General features: G+C 42.8%; 23 protein-coding genes. 6 read left to right on the forward strand and 17 right to left on the reverse strand.

The features are described 5' to 3' along the window. Position 1: 1 nt before the first annotated feature. From A4H00_RS00755 to metK, 5 genes are all read right to left on the reverse strand, one after another. On the reverse strand, positions 2-931 hold the full coding sequence (locus tag A4H00_RS00755) for a YihY/virulence factor BrkB family protein (RefSeq protein ID WP_067086115.1): 930 nt from the start codon (positions 929-931) through the stop codon (positions 2-4). Positions 932-953: 22 nt separating this feature from the next. Continuing rightward, positions 954-1814: a methionyl aminopeptidase gene (locus A4H00_RS00760; RefSeq protein WP_067086118.1), complete on the reverse strand. Its 861-nt coding sequence runs from the start codon at positions 1812-1814 to the stop codon at positions 954-956. A 68-nt stretch (positions 1815-1882) separates the two neighbouring features. Continuing rightward, on the reverse strand, positions 1883-2431 hold the full coding sequence (locus A4H00_RS00765) for a GNAT family N-acetyltransferase (protein WP_067086120.1): 549 nt from the start codon (positions 2429-2431) through the stop codon (positions 1883-1885). Between the two features lie 106 nt (positions 2432-2537). Beyond that, on the reverse strand, positions 2538-3797 hold the full coding sequence (locus A4H00_RS00770; RefSeq protein ID WP_067086123.1) for a UDP-N-acetylglucosamine 1-carboxyvinyltransferase: 1260 nt from the start codon (positions 3795-3797) through the stop codon (positions 2538-2540). A 233-nt stretch (positions 3798-4030) separates the two neighbouring features. After that, entirely contained in the window at positions 4031-5224 is a 1194-nt protein-coding gene (metK, locus tag A4H00_RS00775) for a methionine adenosyltransferase (protein WP_067086125.1), read from the reverse strand. A 971-nt stretch (positions 5225-6195) separates the two neighbouring features. Here metK and birA point away from each other — a divergent pair. After that, entirely contained in the window at positions 6196-7131 is a 936-nt protein-coding gene (gene birA / locus A4H00_RS00780) for a bifunctional biotin--[acetyl-CoA-carboxylase] ligase/biotin operon repressor BirA (RefSeq protein ID WP_067086127.1), read from the forward strand. Here birA and A4H00_RS00785 read toward each other — a convergent pair. The 9 genes from A4H00_RS00785 to udk form a co-directional block, all read right to left on the reverse strand. Continuing rightward, the gene (locus tag A4H00_RS00785; protein WP_067086129.1) at positions 7112-7306 is read right to left on the reverse strand and encodes a DUF3272 family protein; all 195 of its coding nucleotides are present in this window, start codon (positions 7304-7306) and stop codon (positions 7112-7114) included. The two genes, birA and A4H00_RS00785, sit on opposite strands and share 20 nt — an antisense overlap. A 167-nt stretch (positions 7307-7473) precedes the next feature. Beyond that, positions 7474-9153 (reverse strand): DNA polymerase III subunit gamma/tau, encoded by a 1680-nt coding sequence (gene dnaX / locus A4H00_RS00790; RefSeq protein ID WP_067086131.1) that lies wholly within the window; start codon positions 9151-9153, stop codon positions 7474-7476. Next, positions 9153-9650, reverse strand: a complete 498-nt coding sequence (locus tag A4H00_RS00795) for a GAF domain-containing protein (protein WP_067086134.1) — start codon at positions 9648-9650, stop codon at positions 9153-9155. The genes dnaX and A4H00_RS00795 overlap by 1 nt, the downstream gene beginning before the upstream one ends. Before the next feature lie 83 nt (positions 9651-9733). Next, positions 9734-10339, reverse strand: a complete 606-nt coding sequence (leuD, locus tag A4H00_RS00800) for a 3-isopropylmalate dehydratase small subunit (protein WP_067086137.1) — start codon at positions 10337-10339, stop codon at positions 9734-9736. Positions 10340-10341: 2 nt separating this feature from the next. After that, on the reverse strand, positions 10342-11724 hold the full coding sequence (leuC, locus tag A4H00_RS00805) for a 3-isopropylmalate dehydratase large subunit (protein WP_067086140.1): 1383 nt from the start codon (positions 11722-11724) through the stop codon (positions 10342-10344). 1 nt (position 11725) lies between these two features. Then, the gene (locus tag A4H00_RS00810) at positions 11726-11995 is read right to left on the reverse strand and encodes a DUF1294 domain-containing protein (RefSeq protein WP_067086143.1); all 270 of its coding nucleotides are present in this window, start codon (positions 11993-11995) and stop codon (positions 11726-11728) included. Beyond that, positions 11992-13026, reverse strand: a complete 1035-nt coding sequence (gene leuB, locus A4H00_RS00815; protein WP_067086147.1) for a 3-isopropylmalate dehydrogenase — start codon at positions 13024-13026, stop codon at positions 11992-11994. The genes A4H00_RS00810 and leuB overlap by 4 nt, the downstream gene beginning before the upstream one ends. A gap of 14 nt (positions 13027-13040) precedes the next feature. After that, the gene (locus tag A4H00_RS00820) at positions 13041-14597 is read right to left on the reverse strand and encodes a 2-isopropylmalate synthase (protein ID WP_067086150.1); all 1557 of its coding nucleotides are present in this window, start codon (positions 14595-14597) and stop codon (positions 13041-13043) included. A gap of 290 nt (positions 14598-14887) precedes the next feature. Next, positions 14888-15517 (reverse strand): uridine kinase, encoded by a 630-nt coding sequence (gene udk, locus A4H00_RS00825; protein WP_067086153.1) that lies wholly within the window; start codon positions 15515-15517, stop codon positions 14888-14890. A 154-nt stretch (positions 15518-15671) separates the two neighbouring features. On the opposite strand from udk, the gene A4H00_RS00830 reads away from it, so the two are divergent. After that, complete coding sequence (locus A4H00_RS00830) at positions 15672-16673, forward strand: Gfo/Idh/MocA family protein (protein WP_067086156.1); 1002 nt, start codon at positions 15672-15674, stop codon at positions 16671-16673. Beyond that, the gene (locus A4H00_RS00835; RefSeq protein WP_067086159.1) at positions 16651-17736 is read left to right on the forward strand and encodes a DEAD/DEAH box helicase; all 1086 of its coding nucleotides are present in this window, start codon (positions 16651-16653) and stop codon (positions 17734-17736) included. Before A4H00_RS00830 ends, A4H00_RS00835 begins: the two co-directional genes overlap by 23 nt. Positions 17737-17940: 204 nt before the next feature. On the opposite strand, the gene A4H00_RS00840 is transcribed toward A4H00_RS00835, so the two are convergent. From A4H00_RS00840 to A4H00_RS00850, 3 genes are all read right to left on the reverse strand, one after another. Beyond that, positions 17941-19335, reverse strand: a complete 1395-nt coding sequence (locus tag A4H00_RS00840; RefSeq protein WP_067086162.1) for a polysaccharide deacetylase family protein — start codon at positions 19333-19335, stop codon at positions 17941-17943. A 259-nt stretch (positions 19336-19594) separates the two neighbouring features. Beyond that, on the reverse strand, positions 19595-19978 hold the full coding sequence (gene gloA / locus A4H00_RS00845) for a lactoylglutathione lyase (protein ID WP_067086165.1): 384 nt from the start codon (positions 19976-19978) through the stop codon (positions 19595-19597). 346 nt (positions 19979-20324) lie between these two features. Then, positions 20325-21017, reverse strand: coding sequence for a phosphoglycerate mutase (locus tag A4H00_RS00850; protein WP_067086168.1), 693 nt, complete (start codon positions 21015-21017; stop codon positions 20325-20327). 392 nt (positions 21018-21409) lie between these two features. On the opposite strand from A4H00_RS00850, the gene A4H00_RS00855 reads away from it, so the two are divergent. Genes A4H00_RS00855 through A4H00_RS00865 form a run of 3 tightly spaced genes read left to right on the forward strand, consistent with a single transcriptional unit; the run spans position 21410 to position 25086 of the window. Continuing rightward, the gene (locus tag A4H00_RS00855; RefSeq protein WP_067086170.1) at positions 21410-22594 is read left to right on the forward strand and encodes a thiolase family protein; all 1185 of its coding nucleotides are present in this window, start codon (positions 21410-21412) and stop codon (positions 22592-22594) included. Positions 22595-22597: 3 nt separating this feature from the next. Continuing rightward, positions 22598-23758, forward strand: a complete 1161-nt coding sequence (locus A4H00_RS00860; protein ID WP_067086173.1) for a hydroxymethylglutaryl-CoA synthase — start codon at positions 22598-22600, stop codon at positions 23756-23758. A gap of 56 nt (positions 23759-23814) precedes the next feature. Next, positions 23815-25086 carry a hydroxymethylglutaryl-CoA reductase, degradative gene (locus A4H00_RS00865; RefSeq protein ID WP_067086175.1) on the forward strand — a complete coding sequence of 424 codons (1272 nt, stop codon included), beginning with the start codon at positions 23815-23817 and terminating at the stop codon, positions 25084-25086. The last annotated feature ends 52 nt before the right edge of the window (positions 25087-25138 follow it).

Here is a 25138-nt window from a genome sequence, read left to right on the forward strand (position 1 = left end):
GTTAGGAGTCTCTTTTTTTATGATTTTTAGCGATGAAAGACTTGATGCGATGAAAAAGTGACAGCACATCTCCTGCTCTAGGATCAAATTCTTCCATCTGCAAACTCTGAACCGTTGCATTCAAAACCGCTCCAATAATGAGAATATTAGCCAAAAAAATGAACCATAGCATCAATACAAGAATCACAACAGACGATACTAAGCGAAAATCCAAGAGGCGGTTGGCATAGGAATCAATATAAATGCCAAACAATTGTCCAACCGTTGCCATGACTCCTAGAACAAACAGGGAACCCGGTAAGACATAGCGAATCTTTCGAATCCGAACATTGGGTAGGAAAAAATAGAGCATGACCAAGGCAAGAAAAAGCGCGATATAAACAACTAGCTGACTCTGATTGAGGAAATGATTGAACAGAGGGTCAAAATGAAATTTGGTCGACAGCAATTGCAACAAGGTCTTACCAAACGCTAGCATCATCATACTAAAAATAATAATCGCTTGAAGACCAATTCCTAAAAAAATGCCAACTGCTCGGCTAATAATAAAATCTCGATGTTGATCAACATTATAAGCCTTGTTCACGGCTTTTTGAAGAGCTACCATGCTTTTTGAAAGGGTCCAAAGTGTCGTCACAATGGCAATTCCTAGCCAAGACGAGGAAGGTTTCGTTAGAATACTCACAACCATCTCCGCCGCTGTCGGGTAAATTTGTTCTGGAAAAAAGTCTGCTAGAAAAGCTAAAATGTGTTCGACATCAATCTGTAAATAGGGCAAGAGATTGGCCAAGGTCAACAGAATTGGAAAAATCGAGATAATCAGGTAATAGGCAACGGCCACTCCTGTCAAATCGACTTCCGCTGCTTGATAAAAGGACAAAAAGGAGGTCCCAAATGACTTACAGTTGCTCCAGAGCTTCTTTCTGTTCATTGTTCCTCCTTTTTCAATCAGACTAATACGTCCTTTCTTCTCCTTGACTAGTCAAGATGACTGGACCGTCTTTAGTGATGACAAACTGGTGCTCATATTGGCAAGACAAGCCACCATCTAAGGTTTTATGTGCCCAACCGGTCTTTTCATCGGTATCGATTTCCCAGGTACCCGTATTAATCATCGGCTCAATCGTCAAGACCATACCCTCACGCAAACGAAGTCCTCGCCCTGCACGACCGTAGTGAGGCACCATTGGTTCCTCATGCATAGTTGGTCCAACACCATGACCGACCAAGTCACGCACAACGCCATAGCCTTTGCTTTCGGCATATTCTTGAATCGAAGCACCAATATCGCCAATACGGTTACCGACCACTGCCTGCTCAATCCCTCTGTAAAGACACTCCTTGGTCACATCCATTAAATCTTTAACTTCTTGGCTGACTTCTCCTACTGCATAGGCCCAGCAAGAATCCGCTAAACCACCAGCGTATGGCTCGGTATAGCTTTTCATCAGAGCGACATTATCAAAGTCTAATTTAGAAACATCGACGATACTCTTATCTAAAGGTTCACTCAAAACCATGTCAACCTTCAGCAAATCGCCTTCTTTTAACTTGTAATGACGTGGGAAAGCATGAGCCACCTCATCATTTATCCCACAGCAAGTCGCATAAGGGTAGTCCATCAAATGCCCATCCACTCCAATTTGAAGTGGCAAAACATTTTCTTCCTTACAGCGTCTGCGGACATATTCTTCTACTTCCCACAGGTCAAGACCTGGTTTTATCAGGTCACGCAAGCCAATATGAATACTTGCTAGAATATCTCCTGCTCGTTTCATTGCCTCAATTTCTCTTTGTGATTTTATGGTAATCATTTCATTCCTCATCTATTATTTTTTCTTACTATCAGATTGACGTTTCTAATAGTCATTCTTAACGAGATCTATATCTTATCCCTTGCAAGTAGTTGAAAGGCTAAATACTCCCGCATTCTATGACTGTATCGGTCGCTTCCCTTATACTGGCTTACTTTCTGAAAACCGGCCTTTTCTGCCACACGCTGACTGGCTGTATTTTCTATATGGGTAATGATAGATACCTTCTGAAAACCTACATGGTGAATAGCTAGATAAGCCAGTGTCTGAAGGGCTTCCGTCATCAATCCCTGTCCCCAAAAAGATTGCCTTAGAAAATATCCTATTTCAACTTCCTGCTTTTTCTCCTCAATGTTTTCAAAGCGAATGCAGCCAATCATCTGCCCAGTTTCTTTCTCTTCGATTGCCCAAATTCCTAAAGGCGATTTCATAAAGGTGTGGACGAGTAGATTTGTTGTTTCTGCTAAATTCCTAGCACTCGGTCTGAGATATTCTGTATTGAAAGGGTTTGAGAGAATCGCATGCAACTCTTCTCTATCTTCATAGGAAAAGGGGCGGAGAAGCAGACGGTCTGTTTCAAAGTAGGCATATCTTGCAAGAGTTTCCCAAATCGTCATCTTTTCTTCCTTATCAAAAAATGAGTGAGTCCCAATCGGTCAGTTCCTTCTCGATTTTCCTCACTCACTCCTTTAGAGTGGCTATTTATCCAAGTTCATAAACAGCTTATTCTTCTACTAATTGGATATCAGCGCCTAAATCTTGTAATTTTTCAATAATATTGGAATAGCCTCGAAGGATAAACTCAATATTGGTAATTTCAGTGCGACCTTCAGCCATCAATCCTGCAATGACCATCGCTGCACCTGCTCGTAAATCCGTTGCTTTCACACGTGTAGCATTCAGCTTGTTTGGTCCTTGATAGCTGATGCGACTCCCTAGAACACGAATATCTGCTCCCATATTAGCCAGTTCTTGCACATGACCAATGCGTTTTTCATAAATGGTATCCGTAATCGTCCCTGTCCCTTCTGCCTTAAGCAATAGGGGGGTAAGAGGTTGTTGCAAGTCTGTTGCAAATCCTGGATAAGGAGAGGTTTTGACACTAACAGCCTTCAGTTTATCTTGCTTTTCAACAAAAACACTATCTTCTGATACTGTCATCCGAACGCCCATCGCCTCTAGTTTAGCAATGAATGCCTCTAAATGTTCATAGAGAACATTGTCAATCTGAATGCCTTCACCAACTGCCGCTGCAAGAGCAATATAGGTTCCTGCCTCAATGCGATCAGGAATCACTTGGTGACGCGTACCATGTAGTTCTGTGACGCCTTCAATCGTAATCACTTCTGTACCCGCTCCACGAACATGGGCACCCATATTGTTCAAAAGCGTTGCTACATCAATGATTTCTGGTTCACGAGCTGCATTTTCAATCACTGTACGGCCCTCTGCCTTAACTGCTGCTAGCATAGTATTGATTGTAGCACCAACGCTGACCGTATCCATGAAGATATGCGCTCCTTGAATTCGTTTCCCATTGGTAGACAGGTGCATATTCAGCCCTTCATAGGTCATGGTTGCACCCATTGCTTCAAAAGCCTTTAAATGCAAATCAATCGGACGTGGGCCTAGGTCACACCCCCCTGGTAGCCCCACAATGGCTTGACCAAAACGACCGAGCAAGGAACCATAGAAGTAGTAGGACGCACGCAAGCTATTGATTTTACCAAAGGGCATGGGCATATCCTGAACACCACGAGGGTCAATTTCCAAGGAATCCCCGCTACGCTTAACAAGCGCTCCCATTGTCTCCATGATATCAATGAGGCTGTCGACATCTGAAATATCTGGCACACCATCTAAGGTCACAATGCCATCTGCTAAAATAATTGCTGGAATAAGGGCTACAACTGAATTCTTTGCCCCACTAATGGTCACTCTTCCTTTCAATGGACGACCACCATTAATCACAATTTTTCTCATACTATACTAATCACTTTCTCGTTTTCGCCCAAAAGGGCATACAGTTCATTGTATCATATCTTCAGTAAAATAGCTAGTTTAACAATTAGCCGTTTATCAAATGGTCAACCTGCTTCCTTCCAGACTGTATTATAAAGGTTAGCACTCCCCCCTCTTTTTACGCATTCATTGTAAATCAAGAAAAGAGCAGCGCAATTGCTTACTACTATGCAAGCATCGGCCACTCCTCTTTTTTAGTTTTCTACGATTTGTTTCAGCGCTTCCACCTTATCCAAACGTTCCCATGGTAGGTCAATGTCTGTCCGACCCATGTGACCGTATGCCGCTGTTTGGCGATAAATTGGTCGTTTCAAATCCAGCATCTGGATAATGCCTGCTGGGCGAAGATCAAATAATTCTCGAACAGCTGCTTCAATACGATTTTCAGCAACAGTGCTGGTTCCAAAGGTATCGATCCGTACAGATACAGGATGAGCCACGCCAATCGCATAGGCTAGCTGAACTTCTGCTTTCTTGGCCAAACCTGCTGCTACGATATTTTTAGCAATATAGCGGGCTGCATAAGAGGCTGAACGATCGACTTTGGTCGCATCTTTTCCAGAAAACGCACCACCACCATGGCGGGAATACCCCCCATACGTATCTACGATAATCTTGCGGCCTGTCAAGCCAGAATCCCCTTGCGGACCACCGATAACAAATCGACCTGTTGGATTGATGAAATACTTGGTCTCCTCATCCAAATAACAGGCTGGAATAACTGTTTGAATTACCTGCTCGATGATGTCTTTGCGAATCGTTTCCTGACTCACTTCTGGGTCATGCTGAGTTGAAATAACGACTGTATCCACACGAATTGGTTGATCTTCTTCGTCATATTCAACGGTAACCTGACTCTTGGCATCTGGACGCAGGTAGGAAATCGTACCTGATTTCCGCAAATCTGCTAATTTCTTCACCAATTGATGACTAAGTGAAATCGGTAGCGGCATCAATTCTGGCGTTTCATCCACCGCAAAACCAAACATCAATCCTTGATCCCCAGCTCCAATCTGATCCAACGGGTCTTGCTCATCATTGCCACGAACTTCCAAGGCTTCATTGACCCCTTGAGCAATATCAGGTGATTGCTCAACCAAAGACGGATGCACCCCTACTGTTTCAGCTGAAAAACCATACTCCGTATTGGTATAGCCAATCTCTGCAATGGTATCCCGTACGACACGGTTAATATCGACATAAGCAGTGGTTGAAATTTCTCCAAACACATGGACAGACCCTGTATAAACAGCTGTCTCAGCTGCTACATGGGCGTCCCTATCCTGCTCTAAAATCGCATCTAAAATCGCATCGGAAATCTGATCTGCAATCTTATCTGGATGGCCCTCAGATACCGATTCAGAAGTGAAAAGTTTACGTTCTGACATCTTCATGTCCCCCTTTAAATAAAAATGATCCTAGAAAAACAACTACTACGTGACCCATTTCCCCTACAACCGCAAACAAACAAGATTTTCGCTTATGACTAGCGAGTAAAGTACCTAGCTTCAAAGGTCTAGCAGACCTTTGAAGTTTGGAAATAAGACTAACGAAGTTAGTTGACCTTACTGCCGTACAATGACGTATGACTTTACTACTAATTATTCTATTCAAGTTACGACCGTTTCCCCAAGCGAACGAGATTTTCGCTCGGGGAAAACTAGTAAGGCGCGTAGCTTCAAAAGTCTAGTAGACCTTTGAAGGCTGGGATAGGACTAACACAGTTAGTATCCTTAATATCATAGCGGCAACCGTAGAAAAAGTGCGACCTAGGAGCCATTTTTCTTAGTTCAGTTACGAAGATTGGGAAAGGGATTCGTTACTAAGACCTTTCCCAGTCTAGTAAGTTGGCTAAGCAGTTCGCCTAATAGCGACTGCTGTACAATGACGAGTAGCTTTGCTACCGACATTGTTGCCAAGTTAAAAGTTACAAAGCACCGACTGTCTTCTTTTGAGTAAACAATCGCCTTTTCGGGACTTATAACCCTTTCATTATATCATGTTTTCCATCAAAATTCAGAGTTTTTCTGAACAGTTTTTCAACTTCTTTTGAACCTCTATATCCAGAGATCGTCCCAAATCCTACATTAGTTACTCTGAAGGAAAGTATTGCAAATGTTGCTGTACGGCTTGCTTACTGACTACTATACTTTAATACATTTGTAAAACGATTAAAAATCGTCTATTTACCTAGTATCATAGAAAACAAAATATGGTAAGATAGAAATAGGAATTCGAGCTTATTTGCTCGGGTATCAACGGCTTATTGGACTGTTGTTCGATCCGTTAAACTAATCAAAACATGTAAAGAGTTTGGGCATTCTTTGCCTAGCTAGCTATATTATCAATAAGGAAAAGCATGAAAACCTACGAAAAAATTTATACGATTCTATTGAATGCAAAAAACTATGTTAGCGGGGAAGAATTGGCTCAAGAATTGGGCATTTCAAGAACCTCTGTCTGGAAAGGCATTCAACAGTTAGAAAAACAAGGTCTTGTTATTCAGGCTAGAGCCAACCGTGGCTATCGCCTTGAACAAGGAGATTTGTTGCTTCCTAAGGACATCGAAGACAGCCTTCAAATCCCTGTTCATCTAAGTAAAAATAGCACTTCAACCCAACTAGATGCCAAGCATGGGATCGAGTGCGGGGATTTGAGCCCAGCCCTTTATCTGGCAAGCAGTCAAGGACAAGCTCAGGGTCGATTTGGCAGACCATTTTTTACGGCTGAAACAGGTGGCATTTACATGACCTTGCACCTTTGTCCCAAAGCTCCCTTTCAAGACCTAAAACCCTATACCTTATTGGTTGCGGCTGCGATTGTTCAAGCCATTGAAGGGCTAACCGGTATCCAAACAGAAATCAAATGGGTAAACGACATCTACCTCCATGGCAAAAAAATTGCAGGTATCCTAACAGAAGCCGTTTCTTCTATTGAGGCCCAAGTCGTCACCGATGTGATGATTGGGGTCGGATTGAATTTTCATCTCCTTGACCTACCAGCAGAACTGAAAGAAAAGGCAACCAGTCTCTTTCTTGAAAAACCAACCATCACGCGTAATCAATTGATTACTGAAATTTGGCGAATCTTTTTTACCACAAGCGAAGAAATATTACTAGCCCTTTACAAAGAAAAATCACTTGTTCTTGGAAAACAAGTGACCTTTTCAGAGCACAATCAGCTTTATCAAGGAAGAGCCCTTGAGATTACAGATAACGGAACCTTGCAAGTGGAGCTAGAAGACGGCTCTATCAAAAGCCTAGTGAGCGGGGAAATCAGTCTGTCTTCTTGGTAAGATCTTCAAAGACACGAATCACCTTGCTGACCCGATAGCTCAAGCGAAGATTGCGCACGACAAAAAATCCATAAATGGTTGCCCAAATATATTCACCGGCTAAAATCGCCTCGTTCATCCAATAAGTCGCAAGAGCCGTTGTAATAGCTAAAAATAGAAACTGGGAAATTCTCATAAGACTAGTATACCAAAAAATCAGCTCCAAGGCTGATTTTTTATCTTGTTTACAGAGATGAATTTATCTTGTATGCCGTACGTTTTTCCTCTGGTTTTTGCCAATCATGAACACATCTTCCTTACTCTCTTTTTACGATACACAGTCTGCTAAGGGAAGGACTTACCTCAATCCTCCACAATTGTGACAGCATCCGCCAAGAACTGAAAGGCTTCTGGAACAAGGGATTCTTCTTCTGTTGCTTCTGGTACAACTTCTTTCTGCCCTTTTGCCTTGGCTGAAAATTCTGCACGAATAGCTAACCAATCTGTCTGTGCAAGGGCTAAAATATGAGGTGAAAAACCTGCTGCCTTACTCAAGATATTCCCAAACATAGCATCTAAGTTTTCACGTTTCATCGTTTGTTCCGCATTGAAGGCTGACTCAAAGGCTAGAATTGCATGGTGTTCGTTGGCCGCAACAGGCTGAGAACCAACCAATAAGGCCTTGTCTGCTCCAGATAAACTTTCGATAATTTCCCCCCAAGCATTCTGCAAGCGAGTCAAATTCTCTCGGGCTAGGTTTGGATTTTCCATTGCTTCTTGTAAAATAGCATGGACCTTATTGGTATCTGGACGGTATTTTTTATTCGTCTGTGGTTTACGAGAAATCGGTTTGACCTCTAATGGTTGCTTGCCTAGACTAGCAAGCTGCTGCTGCAAGGACTGAACCTGAGCTTTTAAAGCTTCTACCTGTTCAAGTAAGTCTGCTGGAATGGTTGCTTGGTTTGGTTCAACCTTCTGACCAGTAATATCAGCCAAGCGAATGGTCATCATCTCAGCATAGATTTTCGGTTGAGGACTGGTTTTAATATCTGCTAAGGCGCATGTAACAGCCTCAATCATAGCAAAAATACGGTCTTGCGCCATCTCAAGATTAGCTGTGAAAGTCGGACTGGTATGGGTATTTTCCCCACCTGTCTGCACAATCAGCAAATCACGTAGATAATAGAGCATATCTGTCGTAAATCGGATCATGCTTTTGCCATTATCAAAAATGGTCTGCAAGTGCTGAAGAGCTGCTGGAGCATCTTGCCTGCGAATACTGTCCATATAAGCATCCAGAGCCTTCAGACCAATCGATCCTGTGATTTCCTCTGCAACTTCCAAGGTCAAGACCCGGTCGGCACTCAGACTGAGAGCCTGATCCAAAATAGAGAGGGCATCCCGCATACCACCTTCAGCACGACGGGCAATCATGGCAATGGCTTCTTGGTCAAACTCAATGGCTTCCTGATGAAGAATATGGTTCAAGTGGTCTGTAATATCTACCACCTTAATCGACTTGAACTCAAAGCGCTGCACCCGAGACAAAATCGTCGCAGGAATCTTGTGGAGTTCTGTCGTCGCAAGGATAAAGACAACATTTTCTGTCGGCTCTTCTAGGGTTTTCAAGAGGGCATTAAAAGCCCCTGTTGAGAGCATGTGAACCTCATCAATAATATACACCTTGTAGTGGGCAAGACTGGGAGCATAGGTCGACTTGTCACGAATGTCACGGATTTCATCCACGCCGTTATTTGAAGCCGCATCAATCTCAATCACATCTTCCAAACTGCCATCAGTAATGGCTTTACAGATATAGCAGTCATTGCACGGCTCTCCAGCTGTCTGATTGGGACAGTTCATGGCCTTGGCAAAAATTTTCGCTGCAGATGTTTTACCTGTTCCCCTCGGACCTGAAAAGAGATAGGCATGGCTGATTTTTTCTTGCTCAATTGCCTGCTTGAGAGTGGTTGCGACTACCTCCTGTCCAACCATCTCTCCAAAGGTTTGGCTACGGTATTTCCGGTAAAGGGCTTGGTACATCAGTTCTTTTCTCCAAACATGGCAAAATTCCAATCCGTTCCTTCCATTAAAAGAGCAACGAAGCGTTCTAGGTATTCCTTGTCAATGGCATCATAATCAGCTACTAGGCGAGAATCCAAGTCCAGTACCCCCAAGAGCTGCCCATTTTTCATCATAGGGACAACAATCTCAGATAAGGCTGCCGCATCGCAAGAAATATAGTTAGCATGGGTGCGTACATCGTCTACAATTATCGTCCTAGCTTCCTTAGCTGATTGGCCACAGACACCCTTCCCAAGAGCAATATGAACGCAGGAAACGCCACCTTGAAAAGGCCCTAAAATCAACTCCTTCCCATCAAACAAATAAAATCCTGTAAAGACGGAATGTGGAAGGGCCTGATTAAGCAGGGCAGAAGCATTGGATAGATTTGCTAGCGCATTGCGTTCACCATCAAGAAGGCCTTGCAACTGGGCAAGCAAGAGGTCATATTGTGATTTTTTTTCTTGTTCTAACATACTTCTTATTATAGCACAAAATGGAACAAAATGAGGGACAGAGTCTTTCCTTTCATGCGAAATTCTCTTTCCCTCATCATTTTCTATTGCTTTTCATCCTCTCTCCAATAAGCTGGTCGATTGCGTTCATAAGCCGCAATCAAATCCTCGTATTGAAGGGTAATCCCAATATCATCCAAACCATTTAGGAGCTTGTACTTCCATTCGCTGTCAATATCAAAATGAAAATCGCCAATTGGTGAGATAATTACCTGTTTTTCTAGGTCAACGGTCACCTCATCATCAGGGCTAAGCTTTGCCAATTTCTCTCGCACCTCTCTTGGTTGGACAATCGGCAACATGCCATTATTTAATTCATTGTTGTAATGAATATCCCCAAAAGAACCTGCAATGACAACCTTAAAGCCATAGTCAGCTAAGGCCCAAGCTGCGTGTTCTCGCGATGAACCAGCCCCAAAATTGTCACCTGTCACCAAAATGGTCGCTTTGCGGTACTCCTCTTGATTAAAAATAAAATCAGGATTTTCCGTATAGGCATGATCTAGGTAGCGCCAGGCATACATCAGATACTTGCCAAAACCTTTTTTATCAATCAACTTCAAAAATTGCTTGGGTAGAATCTGATCCGTGTCAATATTGTCATTCATCAGCGGAACAGTTGTTCCTGTATAAGTGGTGAATTTTTCCATTCTTACTCTACCTCCGCAAGCTGTCTCACATCCACAAAGCGCCCCGCAATCGCTGCCGCTGCTGCCATAGCTGGACTACACAAGTGCGTTTTCGCGCCAAATCCTTGCCGATCCTCAAAATTTCGATTGCTGGTTGAGGCACAATGAACCCCCTCAGGCACCTTGTCTGGATTCATCCCCAGACACATGGAACAGCCCGGATCTCGCCATTCAAAACCTGCCGCTAGGAAAATCTTATCCAAACCCAACTTTTCAGCTGCCCGCTTAACAGGCCGACTACCTGGCACAACAATGGCTGTTAGGTTAGGCGCAATTTTTTTGCCCTTGACAAATTTGGCAGCTAGTATCAAATCACTCAAGCGCGCATTGGTACAAGACCCAATGAAAATATACCCCAACTCAATCTCTTCAATCTTCTGACCAGGACGTGTTCCCATATAATGATAAGCTCGTTCATCATTCATATCCTTAATCGCTGGAAATGGCTCATCAAAGGAAACCCCCATAGAAGGATTGGTCCCCCAAGTCACCATAGGAGCAAGAGCCGAAACATCCATGCAAATGACCTTATCATAAACAGCATCCTCATCTGAGACCAAGGTTTCCCAGTCTGCAATGGCAGCCTCAATGTCTGTTGGTGCATTAGCTGTTTTTCTGACATAGTCAAAGGTCGTTTGGTCAGGATTCATCATGCCAATTTTGGAGCCAAATTCAATCGACATATTGCAAATGGTCATCCGTTCTTCCATACTGAGTCGATCAACTGCTTCTCCTCGATATTCTACTGCATAGCCGACACCGAGTCCAACACCGTATTTGGCAATGAGAGCTAAAATAAAGTCCTTGGCATAGACCCCTTTTTGCGGACGACCGACAAATTCAACCAAGAGTTTTTTGGGTTTAACCTGCCAGATGGTCTGAGTGGCAAAGACATGCTCAACTTCACTGGTTCCAATGCCGAATGCCAAAGCTCCAAAGGCACCATGGGTCGCTGTATGACTATCGCCACAAACAATGAATTTCCCTGGTTGGGTGCGACCTGTTTCTGGCCCAATCATGTGGACAATCCCCTGAAGTTCTGAACCGTGATTGGCACAATCAATGCCAAACTCACGAACATTATCAGCCAAAGTATCCATTTGCGCCTTTGAAATCACATCACGAATGTCAAAAATATTAACAGTTGGCACATTATGATCAAAAGTGCCATAGGTCAAATCAGGTCTTCGTAAGCGTCTTCCTGCCTCACGTAATCCTTGAAAAGCCTGAGGACTCGTCACTTCGTGGATATAATGCTGATCAACATACATGAGCTGGGGTTGCCCTTCTTTTCCCGTAACGACATGGCGTTCCCAGACCTTATCTAAAATCGATTTCCCAGCCATTCTACCTCCCAATCCAATAAATCAACACTCCGTCTATGATAAGACCAAGTAGCCAAGCTAATTGGAAATACCATTTTTTCGTCTTGTGGCGAAAACGAGTTCCACCTGCCCAAGCTCCTAGTCCGCCACCCAAGATACTCATCCCCAATAAGGTCTTTTCGGAAATCCGATAAGCTTGGTGTTCTGCCTTTTTCTTATCTATTCCATACGTCACAAAGACGACCAAATTCCAGACCATGAGGGTCATACTAACGATTTGTTTTCCTGTCATAAATGTTTGATGATTGCTTCTACCGCTTCAAAAGTAGAAGCATTTCCTCCTAAATCTTTGGTCACAATACCTGCTGCAAAGCTGGCTCCAACTGCTTCTTCGATTTTTCTTGCGACAAGCTCTTCTCCAAAACTCTCACGTAACATCATAGCCACCGATAAAATCATGCTGACGGGATTGGCAATGCCCATTCCTGCAATGTCAGGAGCAGAGCCATGAATTGGCTCATAAAGACTAGTCCCTGTCCCATGACTGGCTGACGGCATCACCCCAAGAGTGCCTGATAAGACACTTGCTTCATCTGATAAAATATCTCCAAAGAGATTTTCCGTCACGAGCACATCAAAGTGAGCGGGATTGGTAATCATAAGCATGGCTACACTATCAACCAATTGGTGTTCCAAGATGACCTCAGGGTAGTCTTTGGCAACCCTATCTGCGACTTGTCGCCATAATTTTGAGGTTGCAAGAACATTTTGTTTGTCAATGCTGGTTACTTTTTTCTTTCTCGTTTGGGCTAATTCGAAGGCCTGACGCATGATTCGCTCAATTTCCACAACATGGTACTCATTGACATCACGTGCCATTTCCTCTTCAAGCCTGTGCTCCCCAAAATAAATTCCTCCAGTCAACTCACGAACCACAACGAAATCCACATCTGCAATCCGTTCTTCCTTTAAGGGCGATAAGTGCTTCAGAGCAGGCCAAATCGTCACCGGACGGATATTGGCATATAAACCGAGTTTCTTGCGCAACAAGAGCAAGCCCTGTTCTGGTCGAATAGGTGCCTGATCATACTGGGGACTTCCAATCGCAGCAAGGAGAACTGCATCTGCCTTCTGGCAAGCCTCTAAAGTAGCTGAGGGAAGCGGATGTCCTTCTGCATCGATTCCTGCACCACCGAAGTTTTTCTCAATAATATCATAGTCAAAAGAAAGGTGAGCTTTCACCGCATCAAGCACCTGCAATCCTGCCTGCATAATTTCAGGCCCAATACCGTCTCCAGCTAGGGCAACGATTGTTTTTTTCATAGCACCCTCCTTGACTACTCTAGCATATCGCGATAAGAAACACTTTGTCCAATACTGCCGTCATTTTCTTTTTGGACAAAGATGTTGGCATGGATATAAGCAATGGCACTCGCTTTCAAGACGTCAAAATCCAGTCCTGAGGCATTGAAAATCGTTTCTGTTGCTTGATTTTCCACCGTCACTAAAACACGCGCCTGCGAGTCAATACCGTCTGTCACGGCCTCAATATTATAAGACAAGAGCTTGACCTCTTGGTGGAAGAAGTCATCAATCGCATTGAAAATGGCCTCGACACTTCCCTTACCAGTTGCTTGGCATTCTACCTCTTCTTGGTCTTCGTTGACAAGGCGAACAGTCGCCACCATGCTATCACCCGCCACCGCAAGTGTCAAGTCATCAAAATGGAATCCTTCTGGATTTTCTACCGTAACGCCTGCAATCAAGGCACGAATGTCTGCATCAGTAATTTCTTGTTTCTTATCAGCCAAAGCCTTAAATTTCGCAAACAATTCATTGATTTCTGCCTCATCAAAATCAAGGGCCAATTCTTTTAGTTTCTCGACAAAGGCATGACGACCTGAAAGTTTTCCAAGTGGCAAGCTATTACTCTTGACCCCGACCAATTCTGGTGTAATAATCTCATAGGTCAATGGATTTTTTAGTACACCGTCTTGGTGAATACCAGACTCATGCGAGAAGGCATTGCCGCCCACCACAGCCTTATTTTTAGGAATGGCAATTCCAGAAAAACGAGATACCATTTCTGATGTGTTAATCGTTTCATTCAGAACAATATCCGTTTCCACCTGATAATAATCCGCACGAATATTGAGCGCAACGGCTACTTCCTCCAAGGCTGCATTTCCTGCCCGCTCACCAATACCATTAATCGTACCCTCCACACGACCAGCACCATGTTTAATAGCAGATAGGCTATTTGCCACCGCCATTCCTAAATCATCATGGCAATGAGGGCTGAAAATAATCTCACGATCCGCTTTAACCTGTTCAATAAGATACTGGAAAATCTGACCATATTCTTCTGGTGTTGTGAAACCAACTGTATCTGGAATGTTAATGTAGGTCGCCCCTGCATCCACCGCTGTCTGAACCACTTCCAATAGAAAATCCAATTCCGTCCGTGTTCCGTCCTCTGGTGAGAACTCGACAATCTCGAATTTGGAACGTGCATAGCTGACATACTCTGTAATGGTCGCAAGAATTTCTTCCTTGGTCTTTTTCAGCTTGAATTCTCGGTGAATAGGACTGGTTGCAATAAAGACATGAATCTGCGGATATTTCGCTTCTTTGAGCGCTTCATAGCAGGCATCAATATCCGACTTAACTAGACGAGCAAGACCGGTAACAGCCGTTGTTTTCATCGCTTTTGCAATCTCTTTCACCGCTGTAAACGAATCTGGACTAGCTGCCGGAAAACCGGCTTCAATTGCTGAAACTCCCCATTTTTCCAATTGCTTGGCAATAGCAATCTTTTCTTTAATTGAAAAATTTACTCCTGGTGTTTGCTCTCCGTCACGAAGACTGGTATCAAGAAATTCAACCTTACGCATCTCTACTCCTCTTTCCTTATAAAATAAAAACATCTCACTTGCTCAAGCGAGATGTGGTAACTCCCGCTTGGTAAGCCAAACAGGACTAATGCTTTTTTGCACTAGCCCCCTCGTCGCAACAATAAGTTCATAGACGAAACGAGTTTCATTTGACTTTCTCCTTATAGATGATAAATCTATTATACCATTTTTTGAAACTTTTGCAACAATTTTCTGTATTGTTTCAATTATCTGATAATTCGTCCGCAAAATAAAGAAGCGTACTATCCACTTCTTTACTGTTTTCTCTTTTAACCACGACTACGCAAAATGCTTTCTACCTTGGTATTAATCAAGTCAATGGCTACGACATTGGATACCCCTTCTGGAATGACAATATCCGCATAGCGCTTGGTTGGTTCAATAAATTGATGATACATGGGTTTTACCACGTCCAGATACTGGGTAATGATACTATCAAGACTGCGCCCACGTTCTTCCATATCCCGTTTGATTCGGCGGATAATCCGTACATCATCATCCGTATCCACAAAAATCTTAATATCCATTAAATCACGTAGGCGTTTGTCTTCTAAGACAAGAATCCCCTCCACAATAAACACATCTTGGGGTTCTTGGTGATAGGTCTTTTCTGAGCGAGTATGCTGAGTATAGTCATAGATTGGAATATCGACTGCCCGTCCAGCCAGTAATTCACTCAGGTGATAAATCATTAAATCCGTATCAAAGGCAAATGGGTGGTCATAGTTGGTTAAAATTCGCTCTTCAAAGGTCAAGTGCGATTGATTTTTATAATAGGAATCGTGTTCAATCATCGAAATACGAGCGTTGGGAAAGTTATCTAGGATTGCGCGTGATACGCTTGTCTTTCCACCACCAGAACCACCTGTTACGCCAATTATAATCGGTTTTTGTGCCATGTCTTACTCCTCTATTTTATTCAACCTATTGTACCATAAAATCGACTATCCGTGTACTGCTTTTGTGTTAGAAGAATAGCAGCTGTTCTGACCTTCAGCAATCTCACACCATTCATGGTATAATAGATGTATTCAGTTAAGGAAAGGGAACACCATGTTACAACTCGGTATTATCGGAACAGGAGCTATTGCCCATCATTTCATCGCAGCAGCTCATCAAACAAAACACTATCAACTAGCAGCCATCTATTCACGGACTATGGAAAATGCTAAAGCCTTCGCTGAGCGGTATCAGCAATCGCTTCAGTTCTACACAGATATGGAGGAATTTCTAACGAGCACAATCGATATTCTCTATATTGCTAGTCCCAACTCTCTCCACTACGGGCAAGCCAAAGCGGCACTTCTTGCTGGCAAACACGTCATCATTGAAAAACCTGCTGTCACTCGACCAGAAGAATGGGCTGATTTGGTAGCACTCGCTAAAGAAAAGCAAGTTTTTGTTTTTGAAGCAGCTCGCAATTACCACGAACAGGCTTTTACCACCATCTCTGATTTTTTAGCGGATAAGGAAATCTGGGGAGCTCATTTTAGCTATGCCAAATATTCGTCCAAAATGCCTGACCTTCTCGCTGGAAAAACGCCAAATGTCTTTTCTAGTCAATTTGCAGGTGGTGCCCTCATGGACTTAGGGATCTATCCTGTATATGCCAGCGTTCGCCTTTTTGGTGCACCCATTTCTGCTCGCTATACCACGCAGCAATTACCAAATACGGTGGACTTAAATGGTTCTGGACAGCTCATTTATCCAAACTTCCAAGTAACCATTCAGACAGGAAAAAATATCCATAGTTCACTTCCTGCTGAAATTTATACCAATCAAGGTACGCTCGTCTTAGATACGATTGAACATATCAGCTCTGCTATTTTCCACCCACTAAAAAGAGAACCTGAGACACTTGCCATCACGCAAGCTCCCCACACTATGCTAGAAGAAGCAAGGCAATTCGCGACCATGATTGAGCAGCCTCAGCCAGAACTCTATGAGAATTGGCTAGCCGCAGCACAAGCCGTCCATACTACTCTTTACCGTATGCGGCAAGATGCCCAGATTTATTTTGAAGGAGAACCACATGAAAACGACACTTCCTGCTAGTTGGCAACATCAACTGGAACACCTTGGCTTTACGAGCTTTACTGCAATTCAAGAACAGCTCTTTGACCCCATTAGAAGCGGAGAAACCGTTCTTGGCATTAGCCCAACTGGGACTGGTAAGACCTTGGCCTATTTGCTCCCTAGCCTTTTGAATCTTCAGCCGAAAAAAGCCCAACAATTACTCATTTTAGCTCCCAATACAGAGCTAGCTGGTCAAATTTTTGACGTTTGTAAGACCTGGGCTGATCTCTTAGGACTCCAAAGTCAACTCTTCTTATCAGGCTCTAGCCAAAAACGACAAATCGAACGCTTGAAAAAAGGACCTGAAATCTTGATTGGTACGCCGGGGCGGATTTTTGAGCTGATTAAACTCAAGAAAATCAAGATGATGAATGTCACTACCATTGTCCTCGATGAATTTGACCAGTTACTCAGCGATTCTCAATATCCTTTTGTAGATAAAATTTGTCGCTATGCACCACGCGACCACCAGCTGATTTACATGAGTGCAACGAACAAGGTCGATGTGGACAAATTAGCTCCTAATACCCGCACCATTGCGATTGACAATCTGGAATTAACCAATATCCAGCATTTCTATCTTCAAGTAGAAAAGCGAGAAAAAGTCGAATTACTCCGCAAACTTGCCCATGTAGAAGATTTCCGTGGCCTTGTCTTTTTCAACTCTTTATCTGATCTTGGAAGTGCTGAGGAAAAATTGCAATACCGTGGTGTCGAAGCTGTTTCTCTTGCTAGCGATGTCAATGTCAAGTTTCGCAAGGTTATTTTGGAAAAATTTAAAGACCATGCCCTCACGCTGCTTCTTGCAACCGATTTGGTAGCACGAGGAATTGATATCGATACTCTTGAGTGCGTTGTGAATTACGAAGTCCCGCGTGACCCAGAAACCTATACCCACCGTGCGGGACGAACTGGCCGTATGGGGCAAGATGGCTTTGTCATCACCCTCATCAGTCATCCAGAAGAACTCAAATCGCTCAAAAAATATGCCTCGGTACAAGAAATCTTTCTCAAAAATCAACGCTTATATGTAGATAAGTAGGATAACCCAATCGGAACTGGATTCTTGTCCGACTTTTCTCGGAGTAACCTCGTAAAATAAAAAACAAAGACAGTCCGAAAAATCAAGCTCCAGCCCCACAATAAGTCTCACTTCAATTTCTATATCTCCAATTCAAAAATAAAAAGGTAAGCTGATGCCGTTCATTCGCTTACCTTTTTATTTATTCTAATCTGATTACCTGACCTATTCTCCAGGACGAGATGATTGTTGATCATAGTAAATCAACTGTGGATTCAGATTTTTTCCAAGTAATTCACTAACCGTTACAGGTTGATATCCTTCTCCTAAGAGAAAATCCAAAACAGATGTGAGCGAATCAACCGTTGGTTGATGAATGTCATGCATCAAGATAATGCTACCTGGATAGGTGCAGGCTTTTACTTCACTGAGGATAGCCGTCGCATTGCGGCTCTGCCAGTCTTTTGAATCAACTGACCAGTAAATAACAGGCAACTGCATCACCGACATGACCGATTGGTTTACGGATCCATAAGGTGGACGCATCATTTTTGGATCCTGACCAATAACATTATGAATCGCTTCTCTCGTCTGATCCATTTCTTGCTTAATTTGTTGCCCTGACAAAGTTCGAAGATCCGCATGATCCCATGTATGACTAGCCACTTCGTGGCCTTCAGCCACAATCCGTTTTAAAATCTCTTCATTGCCTGCGATATTTTGTCCAAGGACAAAGAAGGTTGCTTTTGCCTTATATTTCTTTAAAATATCAAGAACCTGTGGTGTCGTAATTGCGCTTGGGCCGTCATCAAAGGTCAAAGCAATCCGTTTCTGATGTTTTTTAGCCTCTTCTTCAGCCTGATATGTCGCATAAGATTGCTGGTCTTCACTTGCTAAGAATTCTTCCTTCACAATTCCAAAAATCGCTGCAATCGGTAATACAATTTGCTTCGTTTGAAATTCCTTTTCAGGAAGATTAATCATTAATTGACTTTGCTGGTAGGCAAATGGATAGTCCGCTAGATTGCTTGCTTCGAATTGACCAACTATTTTTTCGATATCTGCTTCCGCTAACTGCTTGGCTGCCAAATCAGACCTCAACTGTGTACTAAAGGTCGCTTTCAACGATTGACTATCTGCCACAAATGTCTCTAAAGTAAAGGGCTGATTATCCTTAGTTACTAGTATCGTTTCTCCTGTATCACTTTCTGCTGATGAAATCGAAAAAGTATGAACACGATAGCGCTCTGATTGAATCTGTTTGGCCTCTACACTTGAAAAAGCAGTCTTAGTATCTTTGACAGATACAAAAAAGAGTTCCTCAATCTTTCCACTAGGCTGTTTGGTTCCAACTTTTTCAGCCACATAGGCCTCTATCTTCTCTTTTAAGACAGGATCGACTTGTCCATTGCTCTCTTTAGGTATAGCCGCTTCCACATGCGTAGTGTCAATATTTCCAGACTGAAGAACAAAGCGTTGCTTATCTAAGCCTGTCTGCTTTTCTGAAATAAATCGAGTTATCTTTTGGTCTTGAAAACGGGCAAAAGCCTTCACACCTAAAACAGAAGCAAGACCTAACAAGATCAAACCGACAACAAGAAAAATCATTCCTTTCTTCATTTTTCATTTAACCCCATACTTTCCTTTTCTCAATTCATCATTTTAGAACCTATATGCACAAGTAAAGTACTTTTATATAAGAGATAGTTTTTTTGCCAATCAAGGCAGTTTTTTGAGGGAATACGGACTGTATTTTGAAAAAACTAACGATGAGTAGCTTAAGACTAACCTTAGATGGAAGTGCTGAACTGTGAATACAAATTCTTATGTACGAAAAAGGCAAGAATTCTATTTCTTATCTCATTCTTGCCTAGAGCGTTTAATCTGCACGGATAACCTCGACTCGGTAACCATCCGGATCTGTTACAAAATAGTACCGTCCCGGATTTCCTGGTAAGCCTGATAGGTCAGTTGTTGGATATCCTAAGGCTTTGTGCTTTGCATTATCCCCTTCCAAATCATCCGAAGAAAGGGCTAAATGTGAAAAGCCATCTCCCACCACATACGGACCGTGATCGTAGTTGTAGGTTAATTCAATTTCAAATTCATCTCCTGGAAGCGCCAAATACACTAAGGTAAACTTGTGTTCTGGATAATCTTTCCGACGTGTTTCCTTAAAACCAAAAGCTTTTTCATAAAATTCTTGAGACGCTTCCAAATTTTCAACACGCAAACAAGCGTGCAACATTTTTTTACTTGCCATATCAAACTCCTTTTCTAATCTATCATCCACATTATATCATAATTACACATTTTTTTCTTGCCTAAAGGATGTAAAATTCATATCATATCCGTTTGATGATTTCAAAAAAATGCTATAACGAATGTAGAAAAGGGGCTCTATAATTTCTGTAGTGGGTAAATATACCGTTTATATTATAGATTTTTCCTTGCTTTTTCTGCCGTCGTTTCTTTTGGACAATCTGTCGCTCTTTTTGCAGACTTAACTGACTTAATTGCTTCTCAATCGCTGACCAATCATCTTTTTTTAGCGTTCCCTCCTCACAAAGAAAGGAAGCTGAGACAAACCAGCTTCCATTATCCTTTGATTATTTACCCAAATAGTATTCAGATACTACATTCAATTTTTCGTCAAATTCGAAGACAAGTGGTGGGAAGTTTGGAATTTCCACATCCATGATTGCATCGTCTGACAAACCTTTGATGTGTTTCACAAGAGCGCGGATTGAGTTCCCGTGTGCCCCTACGAATACGTTTTGACCTGATTTAAGAGCTGGAGCAATCTTATCTTCCCAGAATGGAAGGGCACGCTCAAGCGTTACTTTCAAGTTTTCAGCATCTGGAACAACTGAATCGTCAAGCAAGGCGTAACGACGGTCAGTGTGTGCTGAATACTCATCGTCTTTTGCCATTGCTGGAGGCAATACGTCGTAAGAACGACGCCAGATGTGCACTTGCTCATCACCGAATTGCTCAGCTGCTTCTGCCTTGTTTTTACCAGTCAAACCACCGTAGTGACGCTCGTTCAAACGCCATGATTTTTCAACTGGAACCCACAATTGGTCTGCTGCTTCAAGAGCAAGGTTAGTTGTTTTAATCGCACGTTTCAAGACTGAAGTGTAGGCTTGGTCAAATTCGATGCCAGCTTCTTTGATCAATTTACCAGCGTCGATTGCTTGTTGTGTCCCTTTTTCAGACAAGTCAACATCTGCCCAACCTGTGAAAAGGTTCGCTTTGTTCCATTCAGACTCACCGTGGCGAGCAAAGACTAATTTTACCATTTATTTGGTTCTCCTTTTATTTTTGAGGTTATCCTCTTCTACTTTTCTATTTTACACAAAAAGCGAGAAAAAAGCTAGCCCTATCCATATCTGTTTGCGCTTACAATTTCTCGAGGTGAAAAATCAGACTTAAGACGGAGATTTATTCCTATTATTTAGCTTAAAAAATGGTATAATGGTAAGACTGAATACGACACATTCACAATTATATGACCGTTTCGTTTTCGTTTATTAGGTCGTTAACTCGTCTTGCCTAACCCCCAGTTATGCCTGCGACTCGTTGCCTAGTACTAAATCAAAGCGAAACAACTATATATTCATTTCATTGCTAGTTTATAGCAATGTGAGCTCAGCTCACTTCATTATTAAACCTAATATTTATAGGAGTTGACATGACAAAAGTCGCTATCGTATCTGCTTACCGCTCTGCCATTGGCAGTTTTGGAGGTAGCTTAAAAGATATTCATATTGCAGATTTGGGAGCCCAAGTCTTAAAAAAAGCCATCACTGAACAACCTGTCCCCCTTGAACAAATTAACGAAGTCATTATTGGAAACGTCCTAAGTAGCGGACATGGTCAAAATATTGCCCGTCAAATCGCTTTGGAAACAGGACTCCCAGAAACCGTGTCAGCTTATACGGTTAATAAGGTCTGCGGATCAGGACTAAAATCAGTGCTTCTTGCGGCTCAATCTATTTTATTGGGTGACAATGACATCGTTGTCGCAGGTGGAATTGAAATCATGAGTCAAGCACCTTATCTCTCCAAACAGAGTCGCTTCGGCAGTAAACTCGGACATGTTCAATTTGAAGATTCCCTTTTAACAGACGGTCTAACAGATGCCTTTAGTCAAGAGCATATGGGAATTACTGCTGAAAATATCGCTGAAAAATATGGCATTAGCCGTGAAGATCAAGATCGCTTTGCTCTACATAGCCAAGAAAAAGCTGCAGCAGCCATTAAAAATGGGCGATTCATTGATGAAATTGTACCAATTCAGCTGCAAACACGCAAAGGGGAAACGACCTTTGCAGTCGACGAATACCCTCGTCTCAGTTCTCTTGATAAACTGGCTAGCCTACGACCATCCTTCAAAAAAGAAGGCACCGTAACGGCAGCGAATGCCTCTGGTATCAATGATGGATGTGCCATGCTCGTCTTAATGTCTGATGATAAGGCTAAAGAGCTAGGTATCGCACCACTTGCTTACGTTGAAAGCTATGCTACAAGTGGACTAAATCCTGATTATATGGGCCTTGGTCCTATATCAGCTAGTCAAAAAGCACTGGCTAAAGCAAGCAAAACAATAGCTGACATTGACCTATTTGAACTCAACGAAGCCTTTGCTGCCCAATCCATTCCTGTCATTCAAGAACTAGGAATAGAACCTACTAAGGTAAATGTCAATGGAGGTGCTATTGCCCTCGGTCATCCGATTGGAGCAAGTGGCAGTCGCATTCTCGTCAGCCTCATTCACGAATTACAAAAACGTGGTGAACAGTTGGGACTTTGTTCGCTCTGTATTGGAGGAGGACAAGGGATTTCCCTTATCATTTCAAATGCACAAAAAGGATAACGTATGAATATTGGTATTGATAAAATCGGTTTTGCGGCGCCTAGCTATGTCCTTGATTTAGCTGATTTAGCGCTTGCGCGACAAATTGATCCTAATAAATTTAAAGTCGGATTATTACAAAGTGAAATGGCCGTAGCGCCTATTACCCAAGACATCGTAACTCTAGGAGCACAAGCTGCTGCTGCTATCTTGACAGACGAAGATAAGGCAGCTATTGACATGGTTATTGTCGGTACAGAATCCAGCATTGACCAAAGTAAGGCTGCTGCTGTCTTTCTTCATCAACTCCTAGATATTCAACCCTTTGCTCGTTCTATCGAAATCAAGGAGGCCTGCTACGGAGCAACTGCAGGGCTTAGCCTCGCTAAAAGTCACATTGCCCAATTTCCCCACTCGAAAGTTTTGGTCATCGCAAGTGATATTGCCAAATATGGTCTTGCTTCAGGTGGTGAACCAACTCAGGGAGCAGGAGCTGTCGCCATGCTAGTCACTGCAGATCCAAGCATCATGATTCTCAACAATGACAATGTCTGTCAAACCCGTGACATCATGGATTTTTGGCGTCCGAATTATGACAAATATCCTCAGGTAGACGGGAAATTCTCAACGGAGCAATACACCGATTGTTTAACAACTACCTTTGACTATTATGTTGAGAAAACTGGTAAGAGTTTGGCAGATTTTGCTGCCATGTGCTTGCACATTCCCTTTTCAAAACAAGGTTTGAAAGGGCTACAAGCTATCTGTCAACAGGATGAAGAAACCCTCAATCGCCTCACTGAGCGCTTCCATGAAGCAATTGTCTACAACAAAGTCGTAGGAAATATCTATACTGGATCTATTTTCTTATCTCTGCTATCGCTTTTAGAAAATAGCCAATCCCTAAAAACAGGTGATGCTATCCTCTTTTATAGCTATGGTAGTGGAGCCGTTTGTGAGATTTTCAGCGGAACTCTCGTCGAAGGTTATCGCAAACAACTATTAACAGACCGTCTCGACCAGCTAAATGCTCGGAAACGCCTAAACATTACAGAATATGAAGCAATTTTCTTTGAAGAGATTGAGCTAGACGAAGCGGGAAATGCAATTGATTTGCCACTTGACGATACACCATTTGCTCTTCAAAATATTGAGCAACATAAACGCATTTATCGTAAAAATTAGAGGAAACGGCTTCCTCTTGGCAGGGCCAAGAGGTGCTTTTTTCATAAGGAGGGAACATGTCTCTTTTTTCAGGATTTTATAAAAAAACAAGGGAAGAACGGATTACTATCGCTGCTGAAACGCGTCAACTTTCCCAATCTAGCATGGACATTCTCCTAGCAGATCAAAATCTCTCAGAATCTGTTGCAGGAAAAATGGCTGAGAATCATCTTGGAACCTTTGCACTACCTTTTTCACTTGTCCCCCAGTTGGTCGTAGACGGAATAGAGTACAGTATTCCAATGGTAACCGAAGAGCCGTCTGTAGTGGCTGCTTGTTCTTTTGGAGCTAAAATCATTTCTAAGGCTGGTGGATTTAGCAGCCACATTTCCGAACGCCTAATGATTGGACAAGTTGCTCTCTATGATGTCCCAAATAAAACAGAAGCGCAAGCCGCTATCCTCGCCCAACAAGATCTCTTGCTCCAGCAAGCCAACCAAGCACACCCATCAATCGTTAAAAGAGGTGGAGGGGCACGGCAGCTGACTGTTGAGCAAAAAGATGATTTTCTTATTGTCTATCTCCATGTTGATGTTCAAGAAGCAATGGGAGCTAATATTCTTAACAATATGCTAGAAGCCATTAAAGAACCCTTGGCTGCATTAACGCAAGGCAGAGCACTCATGGCTATCCTATCCAATTATGCGACGGAATCTCTCGTAACAGCCAGTTGTCACATTCCAATCAAGCAGCTTCATACTGAACCTCACATTGCCTTAGAAACAGCTCAACAGATTGCTAAAGCCAGTCAATTAGCACAAGTCGATCCTTATCGTGCAGCCACTCACAATAAAGGCATTTTCAATGGAATTGATGCCCTTGTATTAGCTACTGGAAATGACTGGCGAGCTATTGAGGCGGGAGCCCATGCCTATGCTAGCCAAAATGGTCAATATCGCGGCCTATCCACTTGGGAAATGATGGGGGAAGATCTCGTCGGCACACTGACTATCCCACTTCCTATCGCAACAGTTGGGGGCTCTATCGGCCTGAACCCCAAGGTTCAAGTTGCCTTTGACATCCTAGGTCAGCCAAATGCAAGAAAGCTAGCGAGTCTCATCGCTTCTGTTGGGCTCTGTCAGAACTTTGCTGCCTTACGTGCGCTTGTAACCTCCGGTATCCAACAAGGTCATATGAAACTCCATGCCAAGTCTCTTGCCATGCTAGCAGGTGCTCAGGACCAAGAAATCGACCAAGTCGCCAAGCTCCTTCGCCAAGCTCCCCACACTAATTTGGAAACCGCTCAAGCGATTTTAGAAACTATTCGAACAAAATCAGAAAAGCCATAGAAGCGAACTTCTACGGCTTTTCTTTATATAGTGGATTGAGAAAGGAATAGGA

Origin of the sequence: Streptococcus marmotae (genome assembly GCF_001623565.1) — a bacterium.
GTDB lineage: Bacteria > Bacillota > Bacilli > Lactobacillales > Streptococcaceae > Streptococcus > Streptococcus marmotae.